The sequence below is a fragment of the Nostoc sp. C117 genome, assembly GCF_043099735.1.
Classification (GTDB): Bacteria; Cyanobacteriota; Cyanobacteriia; order Cyanobacteriales; family Nostocaceae; genus Nostoc.
In genome coordinates this window covers 5,184,500-5,210,686 of the sequence record NZ_CP170991.1, presented here as the reverse complement: position 1 = coordinate 5,210,686, position 26,187 = coordinate 5,184,500, and the positions used below count along the sequence as shown (strand labels likewise).

Genomic DNA, 26,187 nt, shown 5'->3' with positions numbered 1-26,187 from the left:
TGTATAGCATTTGTAACTTGGAGATTCTGAGTTACTAATTTCTTAATTTCAAAAAATTATGAGGCGACAAATTTACCAATCTGGTTGCCTCCCACATTTTTCTCTGATTTAATCGTGATAGTCGGTATTCATGACTACAAATTCTCCAAATCTGTCATCCGCGATCAAAAATCGCTCTGATGTAGAAAAATCTCTGGATCGGAGTTTTATTTGGCTGACTAAAATTTTCGCCTTTGGGGTTGCTGCTACTTTATTATGGATCGGCTCCCAGGTTGCAATAGGGGCTTGGCCTGCCATCCAAAAGTATGGAGCTACCTTTTTAGCCAGTACAACTTGGAACCCGGTTAATGATAGCTACGGGGTATTACCTCAAGTTTATGGAACTCTCTTGAGTTCATTTATTGGTCTGCTAATAGCAGTACCAATTGGGGTTGGTACTGCTGTTCTACTGAGCGAGGATTTTTTACCTGCAAAGGTGAAGTTGGTACTAGTTTTCGCAGTAGAACTACTGGCAGCTATTCCTAGTGTTGTCTATGGCGTCTGGGGTATTTTTGTTTTAGTGCCCATTTTAACGAACTTAGGAAAATGGCTCAATACTTACTTTGGGTGGGTGCCATTTTTTAGCACCTCTCCCACAGGACCAGGAATGTTGCCGGCAGGAGTCATTTTAGCAATTATGACTTTGCCCATCATCACAGCCTTATCCCGTGATGCTTTGATTTCTGTACCCCCTAGTTTGCGCCAAGCTTCTATAGGACTAGGAGCAACTCGCTGGGAAACTATTTTGCAAATTCTCATTCCAGCAGCATTTTCGGGCATAGTTAGTGCTGTGATGTTAGGACTCGGCCGGTCAATGGGAGAAACAATGGCTGTAACCATGTTGATTGGTAATTCTAACAATATTAGTATCTCTCTGCTAGCACCAGCCAATACGATTTCTTCTCTACTGGCAAATCAATTTTCCGAAGCCAGTGGTTTGCAGGTTGCAGCTTTAATGTACGCTGCTTTAGTTCTATTCTTTTTGACGCTAGTAGTCAATATCCTGGCAGAGTTGATTGTTATTCGAGTTAAACGAATCTAGCGTGGTTTTGGGTTAAATTATGACTTCTAATTTTCCAGAGCGCAGTTTAACTCGCGCTCCCATGTCTCAAAGGACACTGTTTAATACAGTAATGACTGTAGTCGCATTTATCTGCGGAATATTGGCACTTGTGCCTTTGCTAGCAGTGCTTTCCTACGTCATTATTCGAGGTTTTGGCAGTTTGAGTCCCAGCCTATTTTTTGAACTGCCACCCAAAGCTCTACAACAAGGAGGAGGTTTTGGTAATGCAATTTTGGGCACACTAATAATGGTGGGAATTGCTGCCCTGATTAGTATTCCATTTGGTGTTCTAGCAGCAATTTACATCACAGAATTTAGTTCAGCTCAAGTAGCTCGATGGGTACGTTTTGCAGCTAACGTCCTCAGTGGTGTTCCCTCGATTATTGCTGGGGTATTTGCCTATGGAATTGTAGTTTTGACACTAGTCAAGCTGAACTTAGGCTCATATTCAGCTATTGGTGGAGGGGTGGCGCTGGCAATTTTAATGTTGCCAATTATTGTGCGAACTACTGATGAAGCCTTACAGTTAGTATCCCAAGATTTGCGACAAGCATCTGTAGGGTTAGGAGCGACTAACTTTCAAACGGTAACACAAGTAGTTTTGCCCGCAGCCTTACCAGCAATTGTAACTGGAGCAACCCTAGCGATCGCCAGAGCAGCTGGAGAAACTGCACCTTTACTATTTACCGCTCTGTTTTCCAACTTTTGGCCTGATGGTTTATTCCAACCGACAGCTTCCCTAGCTGTTTTAGTTTACAAGTACGCCATTTCTCCGTTTAAAAATTGGCAATCACTAGCTTGGGCAGCATCTTTGATTCTGGTATTGATGGTTTTGATCACAAGTATCATCGCTCGCTGGGCAACTCGCAAAAAAGCTTAGTTTTTAGCATTTACAGAGCGGATTTTCATCCCTAAAACAAATACCACACTGAATTTATGGCTAGTAATATTAGCACAGCGAACAACACTGAAACGGTTTTACGCACAGAAAATCTCAATATTTATTACGGCAAGTTTTTAGCCTTGCAAAATATCTGGCTAGAGATACCGAAAAATAAGGTGACAGCTTTTATCGGTCCTTCTGGTTGCGGTAAAAGTACATTGTTGCGATGCTATAACCGCCTTAATGACCTGATTGAGTCATTTCGGGCAGAAGGTAAGATATTATTTTATGATAAAAATTTGTATGCTTCCGACATTGACCCTGTAGAAGTGCGTCGGAGAATTGGAATGGTGTTTCAAAGACCAAACCCATTTCCTAAATCAATTTATGACAATATTGCTTTTGGAGCTAAAATCAACGGCTACAAAGGTAACATGGATGAATTAGTCGAAAGAAGTCTGCGGCAAGCAGCCTTGTGGGATGAAGTCAAAGATAAACTCAGACAAAGTGGCTCATCCTTATCGGGTGGACAACAGCAGCGATTATGTATTGCCAGAGCGATCGCAGTCCAACCAGAAGTTATATTGATGGATGAACCTTGCTCTGCTCTTGACCCCATCTCTACCTTACGAGTTGAAGAACTCATTCACGAACTAAAAGAGCAATATACGATTGTTATCGTCACTCATAACATGCAGCAAGCTGCGCGGGTTTCTGATAAAACAGCCTTCTTTAATGTTAAGACTACTGAGGGAGGAAGTCGTAACGGCTATATGGTAGAGTACGACTCCACAGAAGTAATCTTCAATAATCCTAAGCAAGAAGACACCAGAGATTACGTTAGCGGCAGATTTGGATAAATATTCGACATTGCTTATAGGATTTCTAAATAAGTGTGATGTTAACCCCTCCCAAAGCTCCCTTTTTCAGGTGAGAGTGTGCGACAGCGCGGGAGGGGTCAATAATCCTAGGCATTAAACTTTTAACCACACCATATCCCTCTTCTGTCACTCTCCGAGATAAGCAAGTAGTAACAAAGTGAAATTATCCAGAAGCATAACAGGTTTTAAATTGATTCATTGCACTAATTAATTGATTGAATCCCAGCAATAATTTAGAATTTGGGAAAATATGTATCCAGGGATAAATTAACCAAAATAGTAAGAGTGGTTGGGCAATGAGACGCAGATTATTTAGAGTATTTTTCCATCCGCATTCATGGTTCCATTGTTGATGATTAGAAAAATCAACATCACTATTTTTTTGAACCTCAGCTTCAATTTGACGAGATTTATTTAAGCTTAAGAAGGCTGGAGAATTTAAACTAATCATTGTGTACACACAAAAAATAATTTCCCACCACCTTTCTATATGTTGAAAATTTGTGAACCGATAATCTGTCCAGCCGAGTTCCTGTTTACACTGTCGAAATCCATATTCTACCCAGGTTCTTAATCCATATAAATCGCCTAAAGTTTTTTTGAGTTTTCCTTGAAGATTTGTCATCACAAATGTTGTAGAATTTTCTGGCATGGTTTCTGGGTCAGTAGTTATTTCCCAGTAAGTTATGGCTCTTTTTTTACCATAAATTATTTCCCTAATGTATCGGGTTTCTGATTTTTGATTGCTAAATGTTCTTTCAAATTTACACCACTTATTAGCCCTAACGCTTTGTCCTGCTGGCAACCAGACTCCATGATTACTTCTTATTGCTACGACATAATCTAATTTATATTCAGCTACTTTTCTAATAAATTGGCTACTTTCACCATATAAACTATCTGCCAGTACCAGTTTAATGTTAAAACCTGATTCAATTAATTCTGTAATGATGTCTGACGCTAACTCTATTTTAGTTTTATATTTATCCTCCTCTTTTAACGTTCCTTTGGGTTTGAATACTTTTACAGTTAATGGAAACGTTATATTAGAATAAACTCCATAGGCATTGACTGAAACTATTCCATTATCGACTTTTCCTACACTTCCTAGATATTGCCTGGCTACATAATCAGTCTTTTTACCTTTTTTTCTATCTCCGGTTTCATCTATTACTACTGTAATCGCATTTCCATTTAGTGCTTTTTTAAGTTTATTTAATCTTAGTTGTTTTAATTTATCTACTGACCAGTCTGAATTAGCTAAAAAATGATGTAATGACTGTGCGGAGTTTATACTTACGACTTTCGCTATCTCTGGTAATGATTTTCTTTTAATTTGTGACATTATTCCCAGATGTAAATATTTGAAGCATTCATAATTTCTTACTTCTTTAAACAGGTCTTTATACTCTGCACAATATTCATCTATGGTCGCAACTGTTGGGTGAGCATCTCTTGCCAAATGTTTCAAAATTTGTAATTCTACATCCATTGCCCTACTTACCTTTCAGGGTTTTCTTTTTTTATTCTTTTATTTAGAATAACCGGAAAGTGACAGAAGAGGGATATAGCGCTTCTCGTTTGGATGCAATACATTTTCACCTCTCTCAAAGCCTCTCTCCTTTCAGGAGAGAGGCTTTGAGAACAATCTCCAAATAAAGTGATTCGTAAAATTACATTTTGCATTAAGAATGGTGCGAAATTAGGTTATTTTATTGACACCGAGGATCAATTAATTACCGTTTTTCAACCGAATCAATTACCAGAGGTAAAAGAAAAACCGGACATCTTACCTGTTTTACCTGTTCTGGGAAGTTGGCAACTGACAGTTTCAGATATATTTAGTTGGTTGAATTTTGCCTAAAAGCTTCGCCCAATATAAAATAATGTAGGCATTGAAATAAATTTTTCTATAAAACGAACTTTCCAATTAAAGTCAATAACCTAGAACTTATGCACTAATAAATTAACTATCCTTTGGAAAATAAAGTTTTTCAAGGTTTATTCTAAGCGGGCGGCGGGAATCGAACCCGCATTAATAGCTTGGAAGGCTATAGTTTTACCACTAAACTACGCCCGCAAATCTCCAACTTTATAAAGATAACACATCTTTAGTGAAAACTCAAGCATTTATTTGGAATTGGCAGGTTCAACTTTGATCCAGACATCCAAATTGCTCAATGGTGGTTTAGTGCCATCGTTATTCTCAGCAGCCAAAAAGTTTTCTGTTTTGAAAATCTCGTTGAGAACTTGCTCATAGGTGCTTTTTTCACTTTGCAATGTTGCTGGTTCTATTTCTAGAACAAAAGCCTGTTGAAATTTGCCATTACGATCGATTACTAAGCTCGCCAAGAGTTTTGCTGGCTTAAGACCAAAATCCTGAGGCAGAAAACTTGGGTCTAGTTGTTTTGTCTTGCTACCCTGATATGCAGCAATCTTATCTGGTGGAGCATCTTGTCGCAACCTTCCTGCTTTTATTAAGCTATTCACTTCATCTCTCGACATAGTAGTTACTGTTGCTACCGATGTTCCCTGAGTTGAAATTGGTGAAGTTTTTCCAGTAGGAGTAGGTGGAGTTTCCCTAGTCGGAGTAGGTGGAGTCTCCTTCACTGGTTGTTTTGATGGAATACCTGTTGGTAGTGGCGTTTCCTTTCCCAGTGGGATTTTTGGACGCGGGTTCCAAGGTAGATTACCGACTGGAACTGTAGATTTAGGTGTAGGCATGGCTGTAGGTATCGGCTTAGGAACTGTCTTTTGCCGAAAGCGTTGCTTATTAGTTTGAGAAACTATAGGTTTAGGTTTAGGTATCGGCTTGGGAATCGTCTTTTGCCCAAAGCGTTGCTTATTAGTTTGAGAGGCTTCAGTTTTCCTCTTGATTTGGAGACGATCGGTGGAATTTATTGCACCAAAATCTTGATTTTTTGGTGTAGTTCGTGTTGGTATAGACTTTTGAATTGAGGATAGTCGCTTTGGTGAAACTGTCTTAGCTGTTAATTGTGATTTGGTAGTTGATTTTGTTTGAGGAGCAATGTCTATCAATTCAATGGGAATAGCAGATTGACTTTGCTGAGGAAACCACAAATTAAAGGCACTTGATGAGCGCATCAGCCAAAATACTAACAAGTGCAGAGAGACTGAAGCGATCGCCAAATAAATCCACAAATGAGGTGGATCGGTGTGTCGCCTCCAGATTTTGGCTGGAATTGGAGTTTTATCTGCAACTGATGGCTTCATAATTATATTTAAAACTGGATATAATTAGGCACTTTTACTCATTGTTAATTAACCAGTTATCAGTTTTCACTGGTTACTGTTAACTATTGAGTGATTTAAAATCCAGTCTAAATTTTAGCGATTAACCATTACCTCTGATGTAACTACAAAGGTCAGAACCGTCTCATCTACTCCTTTAAGTTCTAAGGAACTACCTTTAGTAATTTCTTGTTCTTGTAAATAATCTGCTACCGCAGCGGAAACCAAGATAGTACCGGGAACAGCGGCAGATTGCAACCTAGCAGCAATATTCACACTCGGACCAATAGCAGTATAATCAGCACGTTCAGCACTGCCGAACATCCCCACAACTGCCGTACCTTGGTGAATACCACAGCGAAACTGAACGCCAGTTTGTTTGTCGCCATCAAATACACCTTGTTCTCGCCAACGCTGGTTCAACTGATCTAGAGAGCGGTGCATTGCTCTGGCTGTATTTATGGCACGACGTACCTGTTCATTGGGAGTTAGTTCTTCTGGCGCTCCGTATAAAGCTAAAATAGCATCTCCCATAAATTTATCTACAGTGCCACCATTACCAAATACAGCCTTGGTCATAGCTTCTAAATATTCATTCAGCAACTCTGCTACTCGGCGAGATCTAAGAGTATTTGCTAGTTGTGTAAAACCCACAATGTCACTAAACAAAACTGTAATTAAGCGTGGTTCTGGCCGTAAATCTAACGCCAAATCTCCCGCAGCCGCTTTTTGCACCAACACAGCTGGCAGAAAGCGCTTTAGTACCGATTCTGTGAGATAAGTATTTAGCTCTAATATTCGTCTTTCATTTTGTTTTAACGCTAAAAGATTGCGAACTTCCGCTAAAAGTTCTCGATCGTTGAATGGTTTTGCCAAATAAGCATCAGCGCCATGTTCTGTACCTTCGATGCGGGTTTCTTCGTCAACTTTTGCTGTTAGCAAAATAATTGGTATTCCTTTCAACTTCTCCTCACTGCGAATCATCTGAATCATCTCAAGTCCGCTGACCAATGGCATCATTAAGTCAGTAATAATCAAGCTAGGTGTAATTTCCTTAGCTATGCGATACCCTTCATAGCCATTACGAGATGTCTGTACTTGATAGCCACTGCGACGGAGTATATCAGATACATAAGTTCGCAGATCTGGATTGTCGTCTACAACCAAAATAGAGTGACCAGTAACCGCTAGCGGGGCATTTAGCTCCTGCTGAATGTCAGAAGTGGGTGATAAGTTTTTTGTAATATCTTCAATATTGTCTGTTGTTTGATCTAGCAGTTCTAAATCTGCTAATTCTACGCTAGCGCGGCTTGTGTTTAGTTCAACAGGAGTTTCGAGGACTTGCTGTGTGGGTAAGTGAGCAGTACCAGTAATCAGCCATAATCTAAAAATAGTACCTTCACCATAAACTGATTCCACACTAACTTGACCACCATGTAATTCTACCAATTCTTTAACTAAAGACAAACCCAAACCACTACCTTCATAAGAACGGTTTGCTGAACCTTCAGCTTGACGGAAGCGCTCAAATAGATGGGGAATTTGTTCTTTAACAATACCAATTCCAGTGTCTTGTACTTCCAAAATACAACGGTCATTTTCAGATTTTAATCTGACGCTGATTGTGCCACCTTCAGGAGTAAACTTCATGGCATTTGACAAGAGGTTGTAGACTACCTTGTCAAATTTTTCCATATCCAAATATACGGTAGAACATTCATCTAACTCGGTGGTGAGATGCAGCCTCTTTTTCTCACAATAGGGGCGAAAAGACTCAACAATTTGGTTGACAAATTCGACTAAATCGCAGGGACGGAAACTAGGCTGCATTCTTCCCGCATCTAGACGTTGTAAATCGAGTAGTTGATTTACTAATCGCAGTAGCCGACGAGAGTTACGTAGAGCGATCGCACTTTGGGAGTAAGATAATCCCTCACCAGCCGCCACCGCCGACTCTAAAGGCCCTTGAATCAAGGTGATGGGAGTACGAAACTCGTGGGAGATATTTTGAAAAAATTCAGTTTTTTGTTTGTCTAATTCCAGCAAGCGTTCGGCTTGTTGGCGAGTTTTTTCAAATAGACGTGACTGCTGTACAGCGATCGCTGCTTGAGCTGCTACTGCTTTAGCTAGATCGATATCAGATGACATCCATTGACGTATTTTACTACTTGCAGATAGCGTAATACTACCAATAGTTTTTCCATCAGCCAATAATGGGACGACCATTAGCGATCGGGCTGGCATTTTTAAAGACAAATCAAAACGATGTATTTCTGGAAGAGAATGACTCACATTACCGATTATTACTGGTTCATGTGTCTGTAAAATCTCTTGTAGAATTGGATTTTGGTGTATGGAGGTTTGAGAATAATAGGGTAATTCTTGAGTTAATAGATTGTGATTGTTATTTTTATTGTGGTCTTGGCTTGGTGATGCCTGGGTTGGGCTGTGCCTACGTAAATTTTCATGACGTTGAAAACTATCATACAAGCCTACACACTGGACAAACTCATCTTCCTCTGTCCACAGAGACAGCACACAGCCATCAACTTGTAAAGCTTGTCCCAGTTGCTGGGTAATAGCCGCAAAAATATCTTGAGGGTCTAAGCTAGAGCGAATTGCACTAGTAATCGTATTAATCAAGCTCTCTCGCTTGGCAAGGGCACGTACTTGTTCATAAGCATAAGCTTGAGATAAAGCTAAAGCCGCCTGATCCGCTACCATCAACACTAGCTGCACTTCATCATCTCCCCAAAATCGGGGCAGAGAACACTGGTGCAGTGCTAGAACTGCCATCAGTTCTTGTTGACAGATCAATGGCACAACCAAACTAGAGCAAATGTTAGCGGCAGCAAAAGCTTCCCCACGTTGGCGCAGTTCGGGAGTATTACCCTGAATCCGTTCATCATCTGTCACCTCATGAATCACCTGGACTTCGCGGGTTTCCCACACCGTATGAGCCAGTAGAGAGGAGGGAGGGATAGGAAGTGGGGGAAATGGGGAGACAGGAGGAGAATTGATTTGCCGATCTTCGGGTTCACCGAAGTTACCTTCGCCGGAAATAGCTCCTCCGACTTCTCGCTGTGTCTTTGGAAGTTCAGATAGCCGGAAGTCATTGCTCCGACTTCTCTCCGTGTCTTGTACCTCTCCTGTAGGAGAAGTTCCGTTCAGCGAAAGTTGGCGATCGGACTTCTCTATGTGTCCTTTTTCTTCGAGAACTTTCTGATAGATAAATCCGTTATCCACCAACTGCTCATCTTGGAAAGGACGCAACAGACAAACATCCACTTCCAACATTTGACCCACTGTATCTACAATCGCCTGTAAAATTTGCCGATAGTCTAACGCACTGCGAATCGTATTGGTGACACTATTGAGCAGCGATTCTCGTCGGAGTGTGCGGGTAAGTTCACGGGTACGGGCTTTGAGGACATTGTGGGTATCCAAAGCTTGGCGTACCACTCCTTTAAGTTCCTCTGCTTCCCAGGGTTTGGTGACATATTTGAATACCTTTCCAGCATTGATTGCTTCCACCAGGTCTTCGACATCGGTGTAGCCAGTTAAAATAATCCGGATAATATCTGGATATTGAGTTGCCGTCAGGCTCAAAAATTCTGTACCGCTCATCATTGGCATCCGCTGGTCGGAGATAATCACAGAGACCTCTCCCTCTTGAGCCAGCAAATCGAGTGCCGCAGGACCAGAGGTTGCCCTTAGCACCTTATAGTCTCGATAGAAAGTGCGGTAGAGCAAGTCAAGGTTGTCTGGTTCATCATCGACAACCAAAATTTTAGGCTTACTGTTTGCTTGGGATTTCATGCACCGCTTTCCTGCTGCAACGGCAGTCGGATAAAGAATAATCTGATCAGGTAAGGATTTTTCTGAGTCAGGTAAGAGCAGAGCATTTCGACCAATAAGGCTGTTTGGCTACATGACTGCTGAGTGTGGGAGCGTTTACTCACAGTGGTTCATCTCAATGGCTTATGCCGATTACCGTTTGCTCTGATACAGAGTAATTGATTTCATAGTCAGTTTTAGTCTTACAGAGTCCATAATTGCTTGCCAAATCTACTTTTACCTCCAGTGAGTAATCTCTAATACTACATACAGCACTCATGACTAGCTCAAAAATCCAGATGAAGCTGCATATTAAGTTTTCCCCCCGCAGCAGTTGTACTAACACTTGCAGGTAAATTTTATTTATGGTAGTCATGGTAGAGTCAACAATATTAAAATTAAAACAATAAGATTTAAAGCGAAAGTATACTATTAGACAAATGCCTATTTCCAATTTAGCAATCAGAACTATCATTAAGACAAGTGGTAATGGTTGATAATTTAAGAATTAGGAATTTGAAAACAACCAGGGGGAGCAAAGGGCTAAGAAATAGAGATTTTCATGCTTAACCATGGTTTTGTCCCGTAAGTACCTAATTTAAAAGTATAATGTTGATTACTTATACCTATGTATAAATATTGGTATTTATTGATTACTGGTTACTAAGTTTTCAAAGTTAAACCGTAGTAACCTGACAAGTCTAAGTTCTCCAGAGTAATACAAGTTTGGAAACTAAACGGTAGTTGCTCATGTGGGAAACCCCAAGACTCGCTCTCGCTACCCAGGGTAAAATTAAGTGTAATTGTTGGTTTTCAAACATACCCTAGTCTCTAATTCCCAGTCCTAATTAAACTTAAGATTGAATTTACAAAACTTCACCTCCTAAAACTGTTACAAAAATACAGGTTATAAAGCCTAAACAAAGTGTAAAACTTTGTTTGAACCACAACCAAAAACGAATTAGCAATCTCAAGTTTGTTCAATTTCTTGGTAAGCTCTTAAGTTTTTATTGAGTTTAAACGGTGTTTTAGGATTTTTGAGAAAACTTTCCTTGAATAAAATCAATACTGAAGTAGCCTTGAAATATCGGTTTTTTTACCCTTACCACCAACAACCAATCGATCCAGCTTCCTACCCTTTCCAAATTCGTATGGCAACACCTCCTGATTTAGTCGGTGTTGCCCAAATTATTGCTGAAAGCTTTCACTCTCAAAAAGGTATGTGGGGATGGGCTTTTCCATTGCTACGTCTAGGTATTTATGAAGACTTAAGACATCGTATGGTGTCACCTGTGCCTCGTCATATTTGTCTAGTTGCTCTTGATTATACTACTGATACTGTTAATAACTTAGTGGGAACTGTGGAACTTGGTGTACGTTATACCGATTTGTGGAGTCAGGTTGGCTTGGGTTTTCCTTACTTATCTAATTTAGCGGTTCATCCAAAATACCGTAGGTATGGTGTGGCTTCAGCTTTACTGATTAGCTGTGAAAAAATATCTCAAGAATGGGGATTTCAAGACTTATATCTTCACGTTTTGGAAAATAATCATCAAGCAAGACAACTTTATTTTAAGCTGGGATATCGAGTGCATAAAGTCGAATCTAATTGGAATACCTTTTTCCTCAGACGCTCAAGGCAGATGTTATTGCACAAGCATCTGAGTATTTAACCCAATCAATATCGAAATTTGATTTTAGTAATTGTAAATTTTAATATGGCGATCGCTCCGGAGAAACTTTTCCCCCAAGAGCGGTTATCTACAGATAAATTAACTAAAATCAAAAATGGATGAATCCAGATAAATAGCTAGTACCGCCGTGAATTAAAAATTAAAAATGAATGCAGTGTAAGGGTTTCGTTGATTTGGAATAGGTGGTTTATTTACACCGTGCTGTACTAGATAAAATGAAAAAATATGAATTTATATCTGACTTACTGAAGCTAATATACAGGTTTGGATATTTTAACAATATTTTTTAGACCCTTCATAGATATGATTCTTCATGATTTTAAGAAAACTAAACTTTTGGCAAAGTATATTCAGGTTATAAAAATTTACAAGTTAGATTTTTAATTAAATTTATTATCGATGAATAAATGTTTTAGAATATTTCTAATAGATTATAATTGAAGAGATTCGGAAGACTTAAACTGAAAATAATTATCAATCCCTCATAATAACTTTGTAATTAAGATATCTATCTTTATAAAAACTTTAAGAAAAGACTATTAAATTTTGAAGACAAATCTACTTGTATCTCATAAAATATGATCACTCAATTACTGAACAATGCCTATTTATTTGTATTTTAGTGAAATTGACCACAAGACTGTTGATAATAAAAAAATTCAAAAATTTGATTTGACATATTACAGTTAGCTCCGTATTGAAGTGCATACTACTACCAAATTCGTTGAAAATTTAAAAAACATGGATAGCGAACAGCATCGGCGCTATCAGAATTCTATGTTATCAACCTATTACCCTGAAACTAGTTTCCTTGACTATCTTGTCATGCCAGATGGAACTGAGCAATCGCAAGGTTCGGATATCCTGACACGTTTGCACAGTGGAGAAGTTTTCATCGTCAATAGTCGTAGGCGAAATGGATTAATACTCTTTAAACGCTACCATGCAGAGTTTGCTGGGCCTGGGGCTGCTGTGGGTGGGGATTACGATTTTGATTGTCAAAGGGCACTGCCCATAGGTAATCTGTCTTTATTAACTCCCGAATCTAATGAAGAGCGTCAGAAAGCTTACTTGATTAGACGACAGTGGATTCGATTGATCAAACAAATTACAGAAAATCCGGTGCCTGGACAGCGAGTCCAGAAAATTCTGGATCAATTTGAACAATACTTTCCACCGGAAATAGTGGCTCTTCTCCCAGATATAGCCTTTGCTCTTTTAGTAGGTGTGCTGCCACAAACAGTAGGAATAGTACGCCGTTTGGGCAGTGAAATGGACAGCAGGTTTAATTATTGATTAAATTGTTAAGATTCCAAATTTATTAAAGCAGCTTGTAGTCGATTAACAGTGCGGGCATTTTCTTCCATTGTCCCTACAGTAATTCGCAATCCGCCGCTAATATGTCGCACAAGAGTGCCGAGTGTCCTGAGTTTGTGGTGCAAACTTTTTAAAGTAGCGTCTTGTGAGTGTGAACCATTTGGTTTGAGACGCAGGTAAATAAAGTTGGCAGAACTTGCTGTAATTTGCAGTTTTGGTTGCTGGGATAAAGCTTCAATAAGTTTGGTTCGTTCAGTTAAGATTTGGGGAATAGACTCGAGTAAGAGTGTGCGGTTTTGTAAAGCAATTAATGCTGCGGCGATAGAAAAGCTGGGAAGATTATAGGGTAAGCGGATTTTTTCTAAGATAGCGATCGCTTCTGGATGAGCAACACAATAGCCCACGCGAAGAGATGCCAATCGAAAAGCTTTAGAAAAAGTACGTAAAATCACCCAGTTAGGATGCTCTGGTAATTCACCGACTAGACTAGTTTGGCTGAATTCAAAGTAAGCTTCATCAATCACTACCAAAATATGGTCTGGCAAACTTTTTAACCACGCCAACTCTGCCGCAGTTAAGCTATTGGCAGTCGGCGAATTGGGATGCACTACGAAAACTACCCGAATGGGAGGATTTTGGGTTTGTTCGATGGCGCATTGTGCAGCTTTTAAGTCAATTTCAAAATTTGTTGCATTTCTACCCACCGTCACTACAGGAATGCCCAAAGTTTGTCCCAAAATCCCATACATCGAAAAAGTGGGATTGGCGACGAGAATTGAACCTTCTCCTCCTAGACAAGTGGCAATTAATAAAGAACGGATGAGTTCATCTGAACCGTTGCCTACAGAAATATTGGCAGCAGTAAACAAGGGTGACGAGAGACCGACTGACTCATTAACGTACTCGGCGATCGCATCCTTAAGTATTTCATGTCCACCATCAGGATAACGATTTGTTTCAATTACTTGCTGATATGTCCAGGCTAACTTTTCTTTTAACTGAGGCGGTAAATCATAGGGGCTTTCATTTGTATCCAGGCGATCAAACTGCGTCGGGACTGATGCACCTGTATCGCTGCTGGGGTGAGGTTTGTAGGCGGTAAATTGTGCTAAATCTGGTCGGATGAAAGGAAGCATAATTTTATTATTTAGTCATTAGTCATTGGTTTCTAACAAATCACAAATCACAAATGATATTAGTTATATGAGAGTTTAATATTTTACAGCTTTAAGGTAACTGGCAAAAGAGGCGAATTGCTTGCCAAATTTCTTCCATCACATTACCTAAAGCGTGATCGCTGTCAAGTTCGATTAACTCCACCCAAGAACGCGAACGTCCAAAGTCACGACTAGCTTCAATGGGGATGACTTCATCTTTTTTTCCATGCAAAATCAGGGTGGGAAGGGGACGTTGTAAAACTTCCTCTTGGTACTGAGTTGCATTTGTAACGAAATCGTAACTTAAGGGAAGCGATCGCCCTTCCCCATAGTGGTAAACCATGAGATATTTTTCTTGTTGCCAACGCTGCACCTGCTCATCTCCTAGTTTGGGTAACCAATGAGATAAGAACCCAAAAGCTGGTGCTAGTAAGACTAAACGTTGCACTTGTGAATGTTGCTGTGCTATGTGGGCAGCTGTCAAACCACCTAAACTTGAGCCAATGAGTATTACTGGTGTAGAATCATCACTAAATTCTGCCGCAACTCGATCGATCTGACGGCTGATTGTTAAGTGAGAAAAATCGCCAGCATTAAGATCGGGAATTTTCAGTTCTGTGTGAATTTGGGCAAAGCGATCGCCTATATCTTGCGCTTTGGCAGATTTTGGGCTGGAAGCAAATCCATGCAAGTAGATATACTGAGTAGACATAAAAGTTTTCCCGTTAGGGTCGTCCTTAGTCATTAGTTTTAGACAAAGGACGAATGACTAAGGACAAAGAACCTATTTAACGCATTGTGACAAATTCTTCAGCTACCGAGGGATGGATAGCAACAGTGGTGTCAAAGTCTTTTTTGGTTGCGCCCATGTTCACAGCGATCGCCACACCTTGAATGATCTCAGCAGCATGTTCACCTACCATGTGAGCGCCTAGCACTTTGTCAGTATTGCTATCAACCACCAATTTCATCATTGTTTTCTCTTGCTTCCCAGTCAAACTATGATACATGGAGCGGAAGCGAGCGCGATAAATTTTTACGGCATCACCGATTTTCTCTCGTGCTTCGGCTTCTGTCAAACCTACTGTTGAGGCTTCCGGGGTGGAAAATATAGCGGTCGGTACATTTTGGTAATTGAACGCTCGGCGATTATTGCCAAATTCGCTATCAGCAAAGGCGCGACCTTCGCCAATTGCTACGGGAGTTAAATTAATTCGGTCGGTGACATCACCAACAGCAAAGATATTCGGTTGACTAGTTTGACTATATTCATTGACAGCGATCGCACCTGTGGTATAGTATCCCGGTCTTTCTACAGAGTTAGAGACAATATTAACCCCAGCCTTTTCTAAACCCAGTCCATCTAGATTGGGAGCGCGACCAGTTGCTACTAAAAACACATCGGCAATTATTGGTTCTTGGTCTTCACCTGATAAAGTCAGTTTAAACCCTTCCGCCACGGGTTCAACTGCTTTCACCACATTATTTTTAATCAGCCTAATTCCGTGGTTTGTCATCCCTTCTTCAATTTCTTTCGGGATGTCCTCATCAAACCCGTTCAAAATATTGTCACCTCTAGTAATTTGCGTCACCTCAGAACCCAAACCGCGCATCACACAGGCAAATTCTGTACCAATATAACCAGCGCCGAGAATGGCGATGTGTTTTGGTTGTTGTTTGAGATGAAAGATTTCGTTAGAGGTAATACCATATTCCATCCCTGATAAATCTGGTTTGACGGGACGCCCACCAACAGCAATTAAAATTTTGTCTGCTGTAATTTTGCGTCCATCAACTTCTACTGTGTGAGGATCTAGCAATGTAGCGCGACCAGAAATTAGTTCCACTCCTGCTTTTGCTAAAAGGCTTATATGTACTTGTGACAGCCGCCGAACTTCATTATCTATAGATGTAATAAAATGTTCCCAGTCAAATTCCGTATTACTTACTTTCCAGCCATACCCTGCGGCGTCACTAAAGAGTGCAGGAAAGTGGGAGCCATAGACCATAAGTTTTTTCGGAACACAACCGCGAATTACACAAGTCCCGCCAACTAAATCATATTCAGCGATCGCTACTTTTGCCCCGAAGCTAGCCGCCCGTTTGGAAGCAGCCAAACCCCCAGAACCCGCACCAATTACAAACAGGTCGTAATCAAAAGTCATAAATTTTTATATCTCTCTAGCAAGAAGTTCGTTCCTGAGAACTTACACAGAAAACATGATTGAACTATATAAGGATATCCGGTAAATCCTGTGTAAGTCCTGTCCTAGTTTTAATCTAGCGTTAGCAGATGTTCTGCGATCGTAGGGAATATCACTTTTTGCTTTAGTGAGGACTACAAAATATTCCTGAACTCTGAAAGTCTTAACCAAGAAAGTATACTCAGGTTGTCTCCGGTGGTGTTGGTTTTTCTGGAGTAGTAGGTGTTCCTGACCCACCTGGTGTTGTTGGAGTAGTAGGTGTTCCTGACCCACCTGGTGTTGTTGGAGTAGTGGGTGTTCCTGACCCACCTGGTGTTGTTGGAGTAGTGGGTGTTCCTGACCCACCTGGTGTTGTTGGAGTAGTGGGTGTACCCGACCCACCTGGTGTTGTTGGAGTAGTAGGTGTACCCGACCCACCTGGTGTTTCTGGAGTAGTAATTACTGGAACAGTTGGTGTTTCTGGAGTAGTAATTACTGGAACAGTTGGTGTTTGTGGAGTGGTAATTACTGGAACAGTTGGTGTTTGTGGAGTGGTAATTACTGGAACAGTTGGTGTTTGTGGAGTGGTAATTACTGGAACAGTTGGTGTTTGTGGAGTGGTAATTACTGGAACAGTTGGTGTTGGTTGAACTGAGGAACTTTGAGGTATTATTGGGGTTATACTACGATTAAAACCAGGATTGTTATTTTGAGTACTTGCGTTACTGTTGTTCCGAGATCGCTGTTCAGTGTTTGACAATATTTGTCCTGTTTCCTCAAACGAGTTTACTGACGAATCATTTTTGATTGGGTCTATTGACAAATCATTTGTTACAATCTCGTTGCTAGTCGAATTGGAAGGATTAGTAGTAGTTAACTGTAAGAAAGATGGGTTTTCAACTACTCCCTCACCTGTTATTGGTGGCTGTGCTTGTAAAGCCGCAGCAGTTTCCGCTTGAACGCTGGCGATCGCGGGATCGGCACTAGGTGTAATATTTTGCCTATTTAAATCAAGTCCTCGAACTAAATCGCTCGTTTCATAAAAATTTCTCAGATCAAAATCGTATAAACCCTGAAATTTACCTTTAACTATAACCATCAGCTGTCCTGCTTGCAGCACTTGGGTTTGAGAAGCTTCCTTATTAGAAACTTCAATACCACTATTTGTCAGCGCACCCACAATTGTTGTATCTGTTTGTTGGTCGTAGCGTACAAATAATGCTGAACCACGAATTGCAGCTGCTGCACTTGGCGTTTGTATGCGTGTTTGTCCTCTTCCAGGTGGAATGAGCAGCAATGCTGTTCCATTTGACAGTCTAAAGCTGCGAGTCTTCGGTAAAAACTGAAATATAGCCTGTTCCCCAACTCTTGCCAAAGAGCCGTCGTTAAACCGCAAGTCTGCTAGGGAAGCTCGACCAGTTGACAACCCATCCCCTGGAATCATTGCATCTGATTTTTGTGCAGGACGCTTCTTTAGTTTATTTTTGGGTATTAGTTGTACCAAATTCCGGAGGTTCTGAATCTCTGCTCGTGTTAGAGGAGTTAGGGCACTTACCCGATCTGGCAAAGGCAGCACCATGATTCCCAATAAACTAATTACTAAAAGTGAAAAAGATTTATTAAACATAAATTTTGATAAATTGTGAACTTCAAATAATACTAAAAACGCTAAAACTTAAGCCGCCGCTAATTTTTGTAACGAGTTTATTGAGATAAATTTATCTGCACTTTAGTCTACATTTAACAGATAAAATAAACAACGAATCAACTAGTGTTTAGTTTGTTTAAGTTTTTATTCAGAGAACGACATTCTACGCATTAAACAATTTGTATATTTTGTAATGGGTTAAATGCCTTCACAAAACAAGCAGTTTATAGAAGCAAGGGTATAAACCCATATTCAATTACCTTACTGAGTCCTCTTAGCTCTATGGAGAAATAGCAAGCTAAAAGCTGCGTGCAACTTCTCCTATAGAGCGTCATTGGGAATTACGATCAAATCTAGAGTCGATTTAAGAGTTGATATCGAACATCAACTCTTAAATCAAGAATCCTTGACATATGATTCTTTAGAAGTACCTCAGTCAACAATAAAGTTGATTTGGAATAGTTATGATTTGTTATTTTTCATTGCCAAGAGTTTCCGATATCTTTACATTTTGTAATCTAGTTAGGTTTATTTCCACCTATTTATTTAATATATAAATGGAACCTTGGATAATAGAAGGTGATTATTGCAAAAAATCTCGGAAATAATGCGAAAAAAAACAATTTCAGTTTGTAGTTCTCAGTATATACCTAATAAAGCTGAACTAGATACACTCAATTGTATTTTCTGGATGGGAACTTAATGATGCAGCTTGTGGGTTTACATTCGCCAAACGCACTGAACGCGAGCTAACAGATGCGCCTCAATAACTGGAAAAATTTGTTGTTTTGGATTGTGTTAGTGTCCAGTTGTGGGAGCTGGTGTTGTATCAGAGTAGATGCAGCAGAATCTGCAAATGAAAATTTTGCATCAAAAATCACATCTGTCGCAAATACACAGATAAATTATCAGCCATGTCAGGAGTTAGAGCAAGAGGCAATTAGTTATTTGTGTAAGCAGTCCAGTCAGTTACAGAGTTTGGACTTGCAAACGCAGTTATATTTGGCACAGAAAATACCAGAAAATACTCAAACCCAACCATCACCAACGGAAGAACCTGGGGGTACTCTAAAACAGAATACTCCACCACCGAATACTCCACCACCGAATACTCCGCCACCGAATACTCCGCCACCGAATACTCCGCCACCGAATACTCCACCACCGAATACTCCGCTACCGAATACTCCACCACAACTAGAATCGCAACCAAATAATTTACCTACATCTCCTCCAGACTCAAGGGAGCAACTGTTGAATCCAGTTGAGATAAATCGCTCTCAAAGGCTAGAGAAGCTAATGCATCTGCTACAAAAGCCAAAACAGCCGGCTGCGTCGGATACCGATCGCGAACTAGGATTGCGAGTGCGTTTACGACCCCTAGAACAACAGCCACTCCCGCCGCAACCTGTGGCTAAGTTTAAACCCATCGGATATTTACAGGGTCGTGTAGGTTACTTTCAGACTACAAATATTTTTTCGTCAGATAATAATCCAATAGAAGATGGTTTAATTATTTCTGGACTGACACTAGCCTCTGCATACTTTCCTTTAGGAGCTAAAACTTATTTAAACGGCTCAATTGATGGCAATATCATTCGTTATTTAGATCAGTCACAATACCATTACAATCAGCTGAGATTTAATGTCAGTCTTTACCAGCAGCTATCGCGGCGAATGTACGGAGAACTCAGTTTCAGTAATCAGCAGTTATTTTATGCCAACAACAGCGATCGCTCTGATAGCTTCAAAGCAGGCGATCGCTTTTTAAACGAAAATTCCATAGAACTTTCCTTGGGACGGCGAGATCCCTTAACCCCAAGATTAATACTAGATAGCTTCTACGAATTGAGTGTAAATTTTGCTGACCCCCTAAGTCGGAATCGGATTATCAATTCCTTTTGGTTATCTCTCAACTACTACTTGCAAAAGCCTCTGCAAGTTGGGATTGACTACCAGGTGAACTTCTCAGACTTTACACAGCGCGATCGAGAAGATCAATTTCATCGGTTATTCGGGCATTTAAATTATCGAGTGTCTGATTCCAGCAGTATGAATCTACAGGCTGGGGTTACTTTAGGTAGTTCAACTGCCCAAAATATTGATTTTGATGGCTGGTTCTTCAGTATTAACTACGATTTCCAATTAGGTCAGTTTTAAAATTAGTTATTTGTCATTTGTCAAAAACCAATGACCAATACTTCTCTTACGAGACGCAACGCGTAGCTTGCTTCTCCCTATGGGTACGCTTAGTACAAGTGACTAATGACCAATGACTAATAACTAATCCAATCACTCCAACTACCAGCATAAAGTTTACCTTTGGTAATGCCAGCTAGTTCTAGAGAAAGTAAATTCACACAAGCAGTAACACCGGAACCGCAATAAACCAAGATTTCTTGGGCTGTTTCTAGATTTTTCCACCGACGACGTTGTTCCTCTTGAGGGAGTAGGTAGCCATTTGAGTCTGTAACTTCTTGCCAAGGATAGTTAACTGCACCAGGAATATGTCCGGCAATTTTATCAATTGGCTCTCGTTCACCTCGATAGCGATCGCTCTCTCTAGAATCTACTAATACTACCTCTGGTCTATCTTTGCGGTTTTTCACCGCTGTTATATCTACAACTTTTTCTGTTTCTACTTGAGCTACAAACGTACCGATGGGTGGGTGAGAAATAATATCCGTAACAGGATACCCAGCTTTTTGCCATCCAGTAAAACCTCCATCCAGTACAGCTACTTGTTCATGTCCGAGATAGCGCAACAACCACCACAAACGAGCTGCAAAGGCAAAGCGCGAATCATCATAAGCTACAACTAGAGTTTTTTGGTAATTTACCCCAATCGCTGCAAATTTTTGAGCTATATCATTAGAGTTAGGTAAAGGATGTCTCCCGCCATGCTCGCCCACTGGACTGGAAAGATCCTGATTTAAATCTAGGTAATACGATCCCTTAATATGACTTGTTTGGTACTGTTGTTGTCCTAGTTGTGGATCGGCCAGAGAAAAGCGACAATCCACAATGACAACTTCTGGATCTTCTAGATGTTCAAACAGCCAAGCTGACGAAACAACAAATTGAGTATTGGACATGGGGGATTGAGCATTAGTTGTTCACAAATGACAAATGACAAATTTATTTGCAAAATGTCAAACTTAGAAAATTTTACACCTAAGCTCACAGCAGATGGTTCCTTCACCTTTGTCTCTCAAGAGTTTGGTGAATCGTTTCATAGCCATTATGGTGCTAAGGAGGAAAGTTTTTTCAAGTTTGTCGAACCGACTCAACTGGCGACAGTTGCCCAAAAACCAGCCTTGCGGTTGTTGGATATTTGTTATGGTTTGGGGTATAACACAGCAGCTGCTTTGCAAACAATTTGGGCAGTTAATCCCAGTTGTAATGTTGAACTAATCGGTTTAGAACTGAATCCAGGAGTACCACAAGCTGCGATCGCTCATCAATTGTTCGACAACTGGAACTGCAACTTCACTGAAATTTTGAAAGAGCTGGCTTTTGAGCATCAAGTAGAAACGGCTTACCTAAAAGCGAAGCTCTTAATTGGCGATGCGAGAAATACGATCGCCCTAGTACGTCAATCAGATTTCTCGGCAGATGCAATTTTCCTCGATGCGTTTTCACCACCACAGTGTCCTCAATTATGGACTGTTGAATTTATTCAACAACTGTCATTGTGTTTACATCCAGATGGCTTATTAGCTACTTATTCTTGTGCTGCTGCTGTACGCACAGCACTTTTGTGTGCTGGGTTAGCGATCGGTTCTACCCCACCTGTAGGCAGGCGATCGCCTGGTACTGTAGCAGCACATCATATACAAGGATCGCAAACAAAAGAGAATCAGAATCGAAGTGTTCCCCCTGTCTTTCTGCCCCCCTGCCCTTCTGACTCCCTGTCCCTTTCCCAAGCAGAGAAAGAACACTTGCTAACCCGTGCTGCCACTCCTTACCGCGATCCAAAATTGAGCGATCCAACCGAAGTTATAGTCATTCGGCGACAACAAGAACAACAAGCCTCTTCGCTCGAACCTACCTCCCGTTGGCGAAAAAGGTGGCTATTGGCAACACAAGGCAGGGATTTTTTCGGAACTAATTAAGATAGACATAATTAAATTTTAAAAGTTAAGCTATTAGCCAAATATAAATTGCACTGTGACTAGTGGTCTATCGCATTAATTCTGATGGGTTTGTCGTGAGCGATAAATCGCTCAATTTGAAGCGCTGAAGTGCTTACTACAAACTTTTATAACCCATCAAAACTTTTGCGACAGAACACTACTTCCGCCGTGAATTCAAAATGAATGCAGCTTAAGCTTTTCGTTGATTTTAAATGGGTGGTTTATTTACGCCGTGCTGTACTAGTGATATCTGTCATTTGTGTTTATAACGACTAATGACACTCTTCACCTCCAATAGTGAAGTATATAAGCGCGTTAGCTTAAGAGGTATGAGTAACCTACCCATAAGTTGATGTAACTTAGACTTTAGCTACTTTCTAAGGGCTGGCACTTTCGTCTTGATACAATTCTTTTTAAACTGGGTTTTAAGCCTAGAACTAAATCAGATTTCGTTTTCTAATACTTAGGTAACGAGTTTTTACGAGCCAAATAACTCAAAATATAATAAGTAACAAATATGACATACTTGTTTTCAGTAGTTAAATATTGCTATAACTGAGTAAGTAAAAACGTGTATACCTAATGATTACAATCATAACTTCCAACTCAAAACCGTCTAATTTGATAGAAAGTAGGTGAGTAAAAGATTTTATGGCGCTATTTGGTGAAAAAATCTCAGTGAAAAACCGGATTTAACATTTGTAGTAATTTATGATACTGGAAATAGAAGCAAAAAATTTGACCACAATATACACCTTGTTCGTAACATAAAAAATACATACAGTGAAAAACTTAAGATTTACAGCTTTACATCATGGATAATCTCTATGGAAACTCTGGCTCAAATACAGTCGAATACTAAATTTGTTTTTGAAATCTGACACTGTTAACTTGTGCAAAAAATTGGAGTGCCTTTGTCATTCAATGGAAATCCAACCATAGAGGCTGTACAGAACAAATTGTTAATGGGTCAAACCCCCTAAGCAAAGTGAAGAGTATCGGTTCAAATCATGCTGTAGGATCGCAAAATATAGAGGGTTATTCTTTAGGCTTATCTCAAGAAGACTTTATGCTTGAAGATAGCCAAGCGGTATCTTCTTGGATTAAAACTGATGTTAATTGTAATTATGATTCATTGGTCTCTAAAACACTACAAGCCAAAGGTTCTAAAGTGAATGGGTTTGATTTAGATCCACCAAAGGTTTTAGTAGTTGACGATCATGCTGCCAGTCGGATGACTGCTGTTGCCCTTTTGGGGATGGAAGGATACGACGTGATTGAGGCAGACAGTGGTTCCATTGTTGTAAGATTGGTCACCGAAAAACAACCAGATTTGATTTTGCTGGATGTAATGATGCCAGGAATGGATGGATTTGAAGTCTGTCAATTGCTCAAGCAGGATGAGCAAACTAGGCTAATTCCAGTGATTTTTATTACAGCTTTAAACGATAGGCGATCGCGCATTCGAGGAATCGAAGTTGGCGGAGATGATTTTCTTACTAAACCCTTCGATCGCGTAGAACTAGCGGCGCGTGTAAAGTCCTTAGTGCGGCAAAAACGTCTGAACGAAGACTTAGACCATGCCGAACAAGTACTGTTTTCCATTGCCATGTCCATTGAAAGTCGCGATCCCAATACAGGTGACCATTGTGAACGCTTAGTAAACCTGGGACAAGCTTTTGGTGAATACCTTAATCTCTCACGCTACCAAATTCGAGATTTGATGTGGGGTGGTTATCTCCACGATATCGGCAAAGTGGGTATTCCCGATGCGGTGCTGCTGAAAAAAGGCCAACTCACCCCTGAAGATTGGCAAATTATGCAGCAACATGTTTTAATTGGCGAAAAAATCTGCAAGCCACTACGTAGTATGAGGGGTGTAATTCCCATTATTCGCCATCATCACGAACGCTGGGATGGCTCAGGTTATCCCGATAAACTGAAGGAGGACGATATTCCATTTATCGCCCAAATATTTCAATTAATTGATATTTACGATGCCCTAACGAGCGAACGACCTTACAAAGAAGCTTTGACCACCCAAAAAGCACTTTCAGTAATGTTACAAGAAGCTGATTCCGGTTGGCGCAATCCTAAACTAGTGCGGAAGTTTGCTGAATTTATTCGCTCCTGTCAGGAAAAATAAAGGGATTAAGCTGATATGCGTCTAAATTATATAAACACTCTTTAGAATTGTTGACTGTTGACGGGTTTTCAGTCATCAGTCAACCGTCAACCGTCAACCGCGATCGGGTAAATGTACATTGCCCCTACTACTGATTATAAGCAGTCACTGAGAAGCACCCGTAGTCCACGAAGTGGCGGCGCGGGTAGTATGTCACAATTTTAGTCCTATATGATTAGCTGGTATGATTTGAACCTACATCTTAAAGTACCAACAGCATTAATCACAATTTTTCTGATCGCTGATAGCTAATTATGGTAGTTGTAGCAATTTTAGCAGCCGGACGCGGCACACGAATGAAATCACGTTTACCCAAGGTTTTACATTCTTTGGGTGGGCGATCGCTAGTAGAAAGAGTTCTCGAAAGTGTAGAACCTCTTTCACCTTCACGGCGAATCGTCATTGTAGGGTATCAATCCGAGGAAGTGAAAGCTGCCATGCATTCAATCCCCGCATTGGAGTTTGTGGAACAGACTGTGCAATTGGGAACAGGTCATGCTATCCAGCAATTACTTCCTTACTTGGAAGATTACACTGGAGATTTGCTGGTACTTAACGGTGATTTACCGTTGATACGTAGTCAAACTCTTCAGCAGATGTTACAAACTCACGCCCAAAATCAGAATGCCGCAACTATTCTCACGTCACACCTATCCGATCCCACTGGCTACGGGCGGGTTTTTTGTAACGATGAAAATATTGTCCAGCAAATGGTCGAACACAAAGATTGTACGACTGCTGAAAGACAAAATCACCGGATTAATGCTGGAGTTTATTGCTTTCGCTGGGAAAACTTGGCAAAGGTACTTCCTGACCTCCAGGCAAACAATGCCCAAAAAGAATATTATCTCACTGATGCTGTGACTCAAGTCGGACAAGTGATGGCTGTAGATGTAGAAGATTATCAAGAAATTCTTGGCATTAACGATCGCTTGCAATTAGCAACAGCCGACGAGATTTTGCAAAGGCGAGTTAAGGAAAAATGGATGCTAGCAGGTGTCACCCTCATTGATCCCACAAGCATCACTATTGATGAAACAGTAGAATTAGAACCGGATGTAATTATTGAGCCTCAAACTCATCTACGGGGAAATACGGTAATTCAAACAGGAAGTCGTATTGGTCCTGGGAGTTTAATTGAAAATAGTCATTTGGCTGAAAATATTACCGTGCAGTATTCAGTGGTGACAGATAGCACTGTCCAAGCGGGCAGCCGAATTGGTCCCTATGCCCATTTGCGTGGTCACGTACAAGTAGGTGCTAGTTGTCGTGTGGGGAACTTTGTGGAATTGAAAAATACGCAGTTAGGCGATCGCACGAATGCAGCACATTTGTCTTATATAGGTGATAGCGTTGTTGGCAATCAAGTGAATATTGGAGCTGGTACAATTACTGCCAATTATGATGGCGTCAAGAAACACCAGACTAACATCGGCGATCGCACTAAAACTGGTGCCAATAGCGTTTTAGTAGCTCCAGTAACTTTAGGTAATGATGTTTATGTGGCTGCTGGCTCAACGATCACAGAAGATGTTCCCGATAATTCTCTAGCGATCGCTCGTAGTCGTCAGGTGGTTAAACTAGGTTGGCGTCGAAAGGATCGAGATCAAGGATAAACAAGCGCCGCCAATTCGGTGGTGTGTACTTGAATCCAGCAGAATAAATGGATAAGCTGTTACGCATCAAACTAGTACATTTAGCTGATGACTGATGACTGATGACTGAAAACCCGTCAACAGTTAACGACCATCCAGAGTGTTTATATACTTTAGACGCGCATCAGCTTATTCTCCAACAAAGATATCAAGTAGCACTGAAAAAAGCGGCGCTAAAAGCTTTTGTTCGCCCAGTGTTCTGCAGAAAAGGGCGTTATGAAGCCCAAGAATTAGCCTAAAAATTTTAACTCAGGCGC

The 26,187-nt window shown here is 40.5% G+C and carries 19 protein-coding genes and 1 tRNA gene; 11 read left to right on the top strand and 9 right to left on the bottom strand.

Translation table 11 applies throughout. The features are described 5' to 3' along the window. The first annotated feature begins 130 nt into the window (after window positions 1–130). The 3 genes from pstC to pstB are packed head-to-tail and all read left to right on the top strand — an operon-like array spanning window position 131 to window position 2,845. On the top strand, window positions 131–1,081 hold the full coding sequence (gene pstC / locus ACFG4S_RS22435; protein WP_392531202.1) for a phosphate ABC transporter permease subunit PstC: 951 nt from the start codon (window positions 131–133) through the stop codon (window positions 1,079–1,081). Window positions 1,082–1,100: 19 nt separating this feature from the next. Beyond that, the gene (gene pstA, locus ACFG4S_RS22430; protein ID WP_392531201.1) at window positions 1,101–1,982 is read left to right on the top strand and encodes a phosphate ABC transporter permease PstA; all 882 of its coding nucleotides are present in this window, start codon (window positions 1,101–1,103) and stop codon (window positions 1,980–1,982) included. A gap of 56 nt (window positions 1,983–2,038) precedes the next feature. Next, a complete protein-coding gene (gene pstB, locus ACFG4S_RS22425; protein WP_392531200.1) occupies window positions 2,039–2,845 on the top strand; it encodes a phosphate ABC transporter ATP-binding protein PstB in 807 nt (268 codons plus the stop codon). A gap of 184 nt (window positions 2,846–3,029) precedes the next feature. On the opposite strand, the gene ACFG4S_RS22420 is transcribed toward pstB, so the two are convergent. Then, window positions 3,030–4,358: an IS701 family transposase gene (locus tag ACFG4S_RS22420; protein WP_392530294.1), complete on the bottom strand. Its 1,329-nt coding sequence runs from the start codon at window positions 4,356–4,358 to the stop codon at window positions 3,030–3,032. Between the two features lie 168 nt (window positions 4,359–4,526). Here ACFG4S_RS22420 and ACFG4S_RS22415 point away from each other — a divergent pair, with 168 nt between their 5' ends. Continuing rightward, window positions 4,527–4,730, top strand: a complete 204-nt coding sequence (locus ACFG4S_RS22415; RefSeq protein ID WP_392531199.1) for a hypothetical protein — start codon at window positions 4,527–4,529, stop codon at window positions 4,728–4,730. Window positions 4,731–4,875: 145 nt separating this feature from the next. Here ACFG4S_RS22415 and ACFG4S_RS22410 read toward each other — a convergent pair. From ACFG4S_RS22410 to ACFG4S_RS22400, 3 genes are all read right to left on the bottom strand, one after another. Continuing rightward, window positions 4,876–4,946: transfer RNA gene (locus ACFG4S_RS22410), tRNA-Gly, on the bottom strand. 50 nt (window positions 4,947–4,996) lie between these two features. After that, the gene (locus tag ACFG4S_RS22405; RefSeq protein ID WP_392531198.1) at window positions 4,997–6,100 is read right to left on the bottom strand and encodes a hypothetical protein; all 1,104 of its coding nucleotides are present in this window, start codon (window positions 6,098–6,100) and stop codon (window positions 4,997–4,999) included. A 114-nt stretch (window positions 6,101–6,214) separates the two neighbouring features. Beyond that, entirely contained in the window at window positions 6,215–9,937 is a 3,723-nt protein-coding gene (locus ACFG4S_RS22400; protein ID WP_392531197.1) for a response regulator, read from the bottom strand. A 1,070-nt stretch (window positions 9,938–11,007) separates the two neighbouring features. Between ACFG4S_RS22400 and ACFG4S_RS22395 the strand changes: the two genes are divergently transcribed. Continuing rightward, window positions 11,008–11,628: a GNAT family N-acetyltransferase gene (locus ACFG4S_RS22395; RefSeq protein WP_392531196.1), complete on the top strand. Its 621-nt coding sequence runs from the start codon at window positions 11,008–11,010 to the stop codon at window positions 11,626–11,628. A 762-nt stretch (window positions 11,629–12,390) separates the two neighbouring features. Next, on the top strand, window positions 12,391–12,945 hold the full coding sequence (locus ACFG4S_RS22390; protein WP_392531195.1) for a hypothetical protein: 555 nt from the start codon (window positions 12,391–12,393) through the stop codon (window positions 12,943–12,945). An 8-nt stretch (window positions 12,946–12,953) separates the two neighbouring features. Here the strand turns inward: ACFG4S_RS22390 and ACFG4S_RS22385 are convergent, their stop codons facing one another. From ACFG4S_RS22385 to ACFG4S_RS22370, 4 genes are all read right to left on the bottom strand, one after another. Next, window positions 12,954–14,102 carry a histidinol-phosphate transaminase gene (locus ACFG4S_RS22385; RefSeq protein WP_392531194.1) on the bottom strand — a complete coding sequence of 383 codons (1,149 nt, stop codon included), beginning with the start codon at window positions 14,100–14,102 and terminating at the stop codon, window positions 12,954–12,956. A gap of 91 nt (window positions 14,103–14,193) precedes the next feature. Further along, on the bottom strand, window positions 14,194–14,835 hold the full coding sequence (locus tag ACFG4S_RS22380; protein WP_392531193.1) for a YqiA/YcfP family alpha/beta fold hydrolase: 642 nt from the start codon (window positions 14,833–14,835) through the stop codon (window positions 14,194–14,196). A 76-nt stretch (window positions 14,836–14,911) separates the two neighbouring features. After that, the gene (gor, locus tag ACFG4S_RS22375; RefSeq protein ID WP_392531192.1) at window positions 14,912–16,288 is read right to left on the bottom strand and encodes a glutathione-disulfide reductase; all 1,377 of its coding nucleotides are present in this window, start codon (window positions 16,286–16,288) and stop codon (window positions 14,912–14,914) included. Window positions 16,289–16,508: 220 nt separating this feature from the next. Next, on the bottom strand, window positions 16,509–17,933 hold the full coding sequence (locus ACFG4S_RS22370) for a FecR domain-containing protein (protein ID WP_392531191.1): 1,425 nt from the start codon (window positions 17,931–17,933) through the stop codon (window positions 16,509–16,511). Between the two features lie 777 nt (window positions 17,934–18,710). Between ACFG4S_RS22370 and ACFG4S_RS22365 the strand changes: the two genes are divergently transcribed. Then, a complete protein-coding gene (locus ACFG4S_RS22365; protein WP_392531190.1) occupies window positions 18,711–20,114 on the top strand; it encodes a hypothetical protein in 1,404 nt (467 codons plus the stop codon). A gap of 116 nt (window positions 20,115–20,230) precedes the next feature. On the opposite strand, the gene ACFG4S_RS22360 is transcribed toward ACFG4S_RS22365, so the two are convergent. Further along, entirely contained in the window at window positions 20,231–21,049 is an 819-nt protein-coding gene (locus ACFG4S_RS22360) for a sulfurtransferase (RefSeq protein WP_392531189.1), read from the bottom strand. Window positions 21,050–21,103: 54 nt separating this feature from the next. Between ACFG4S_RS22360 and ACFG4S_RS22355 the strand changes: the two genes are divergently transcribed. The 4 genes from ACFG4S_RS22355 to ACFG4S_RS22340 all read left to right on the top strand — a co-directional run bounded on the left by ACFG4S_RS22355 (window position 21,104) and on the right by ACFG4S_RS22340 (window position 26,169). Beyond that, window positions 21,104–22,069, top strand: a complete 966-nt coding sequence (locus ACFG4S_RS22355; protein ID WP_392531188.1) for a tRNA (5-methylaminomethyl-2-thiouridine)(34)-methyltransferase MnmD — start codon at window positions 21,104–21,106, stop codon at window positions 22,067–22,069. Between the two features lie 940 nt (window positions 22,070–23,009). Further along, complete coding sequence (locus ACFG4S_RS22350; protein ID WP_392536056.1) at window positions 23,010–24,236, top strand: HD domain-containing phosphohydrolase; 1,227 nt, start codon at window positions 23,010–23,012, stop codon at window positions 24,234–24,236. Window positions 24,237–24,529: 293 nt separating this feature from the next. Next, the gene (gene glmU / locus ACFG4S_RS22345; RefSeq protein ID WP_392531187.1) at window positions 24,530–25,891 is read left to right on the top strand and encodes a bifunctional UDP-N-acetylglucosamine diphosphorylase/glucosamine-1-phosphate N-acetyltransferase GlmU; all 1,362 of its coding nucleotides are present in this window, start codon (window positions 24,530–24,532) and stop codon (window positions 25,889–25,891) included. A 101-nt stretch (window positions 25,892–25,992) separates the two neighbouring features. Next, window positions 25,993–26,169 carry a hypothetical protein gene (locus tag ACFG4S_RS22340; protein WP_392531186.1) on the top strand — a complete coding sequence of 59 codons (177 nt, stop codon included), beginning with the start codon at window positions 25,993–25,995 and terminating at the stop codon, window positions 26,167–26,169. Window positions 26,170–26,187 lie beyond the last annotated feature (18 nt).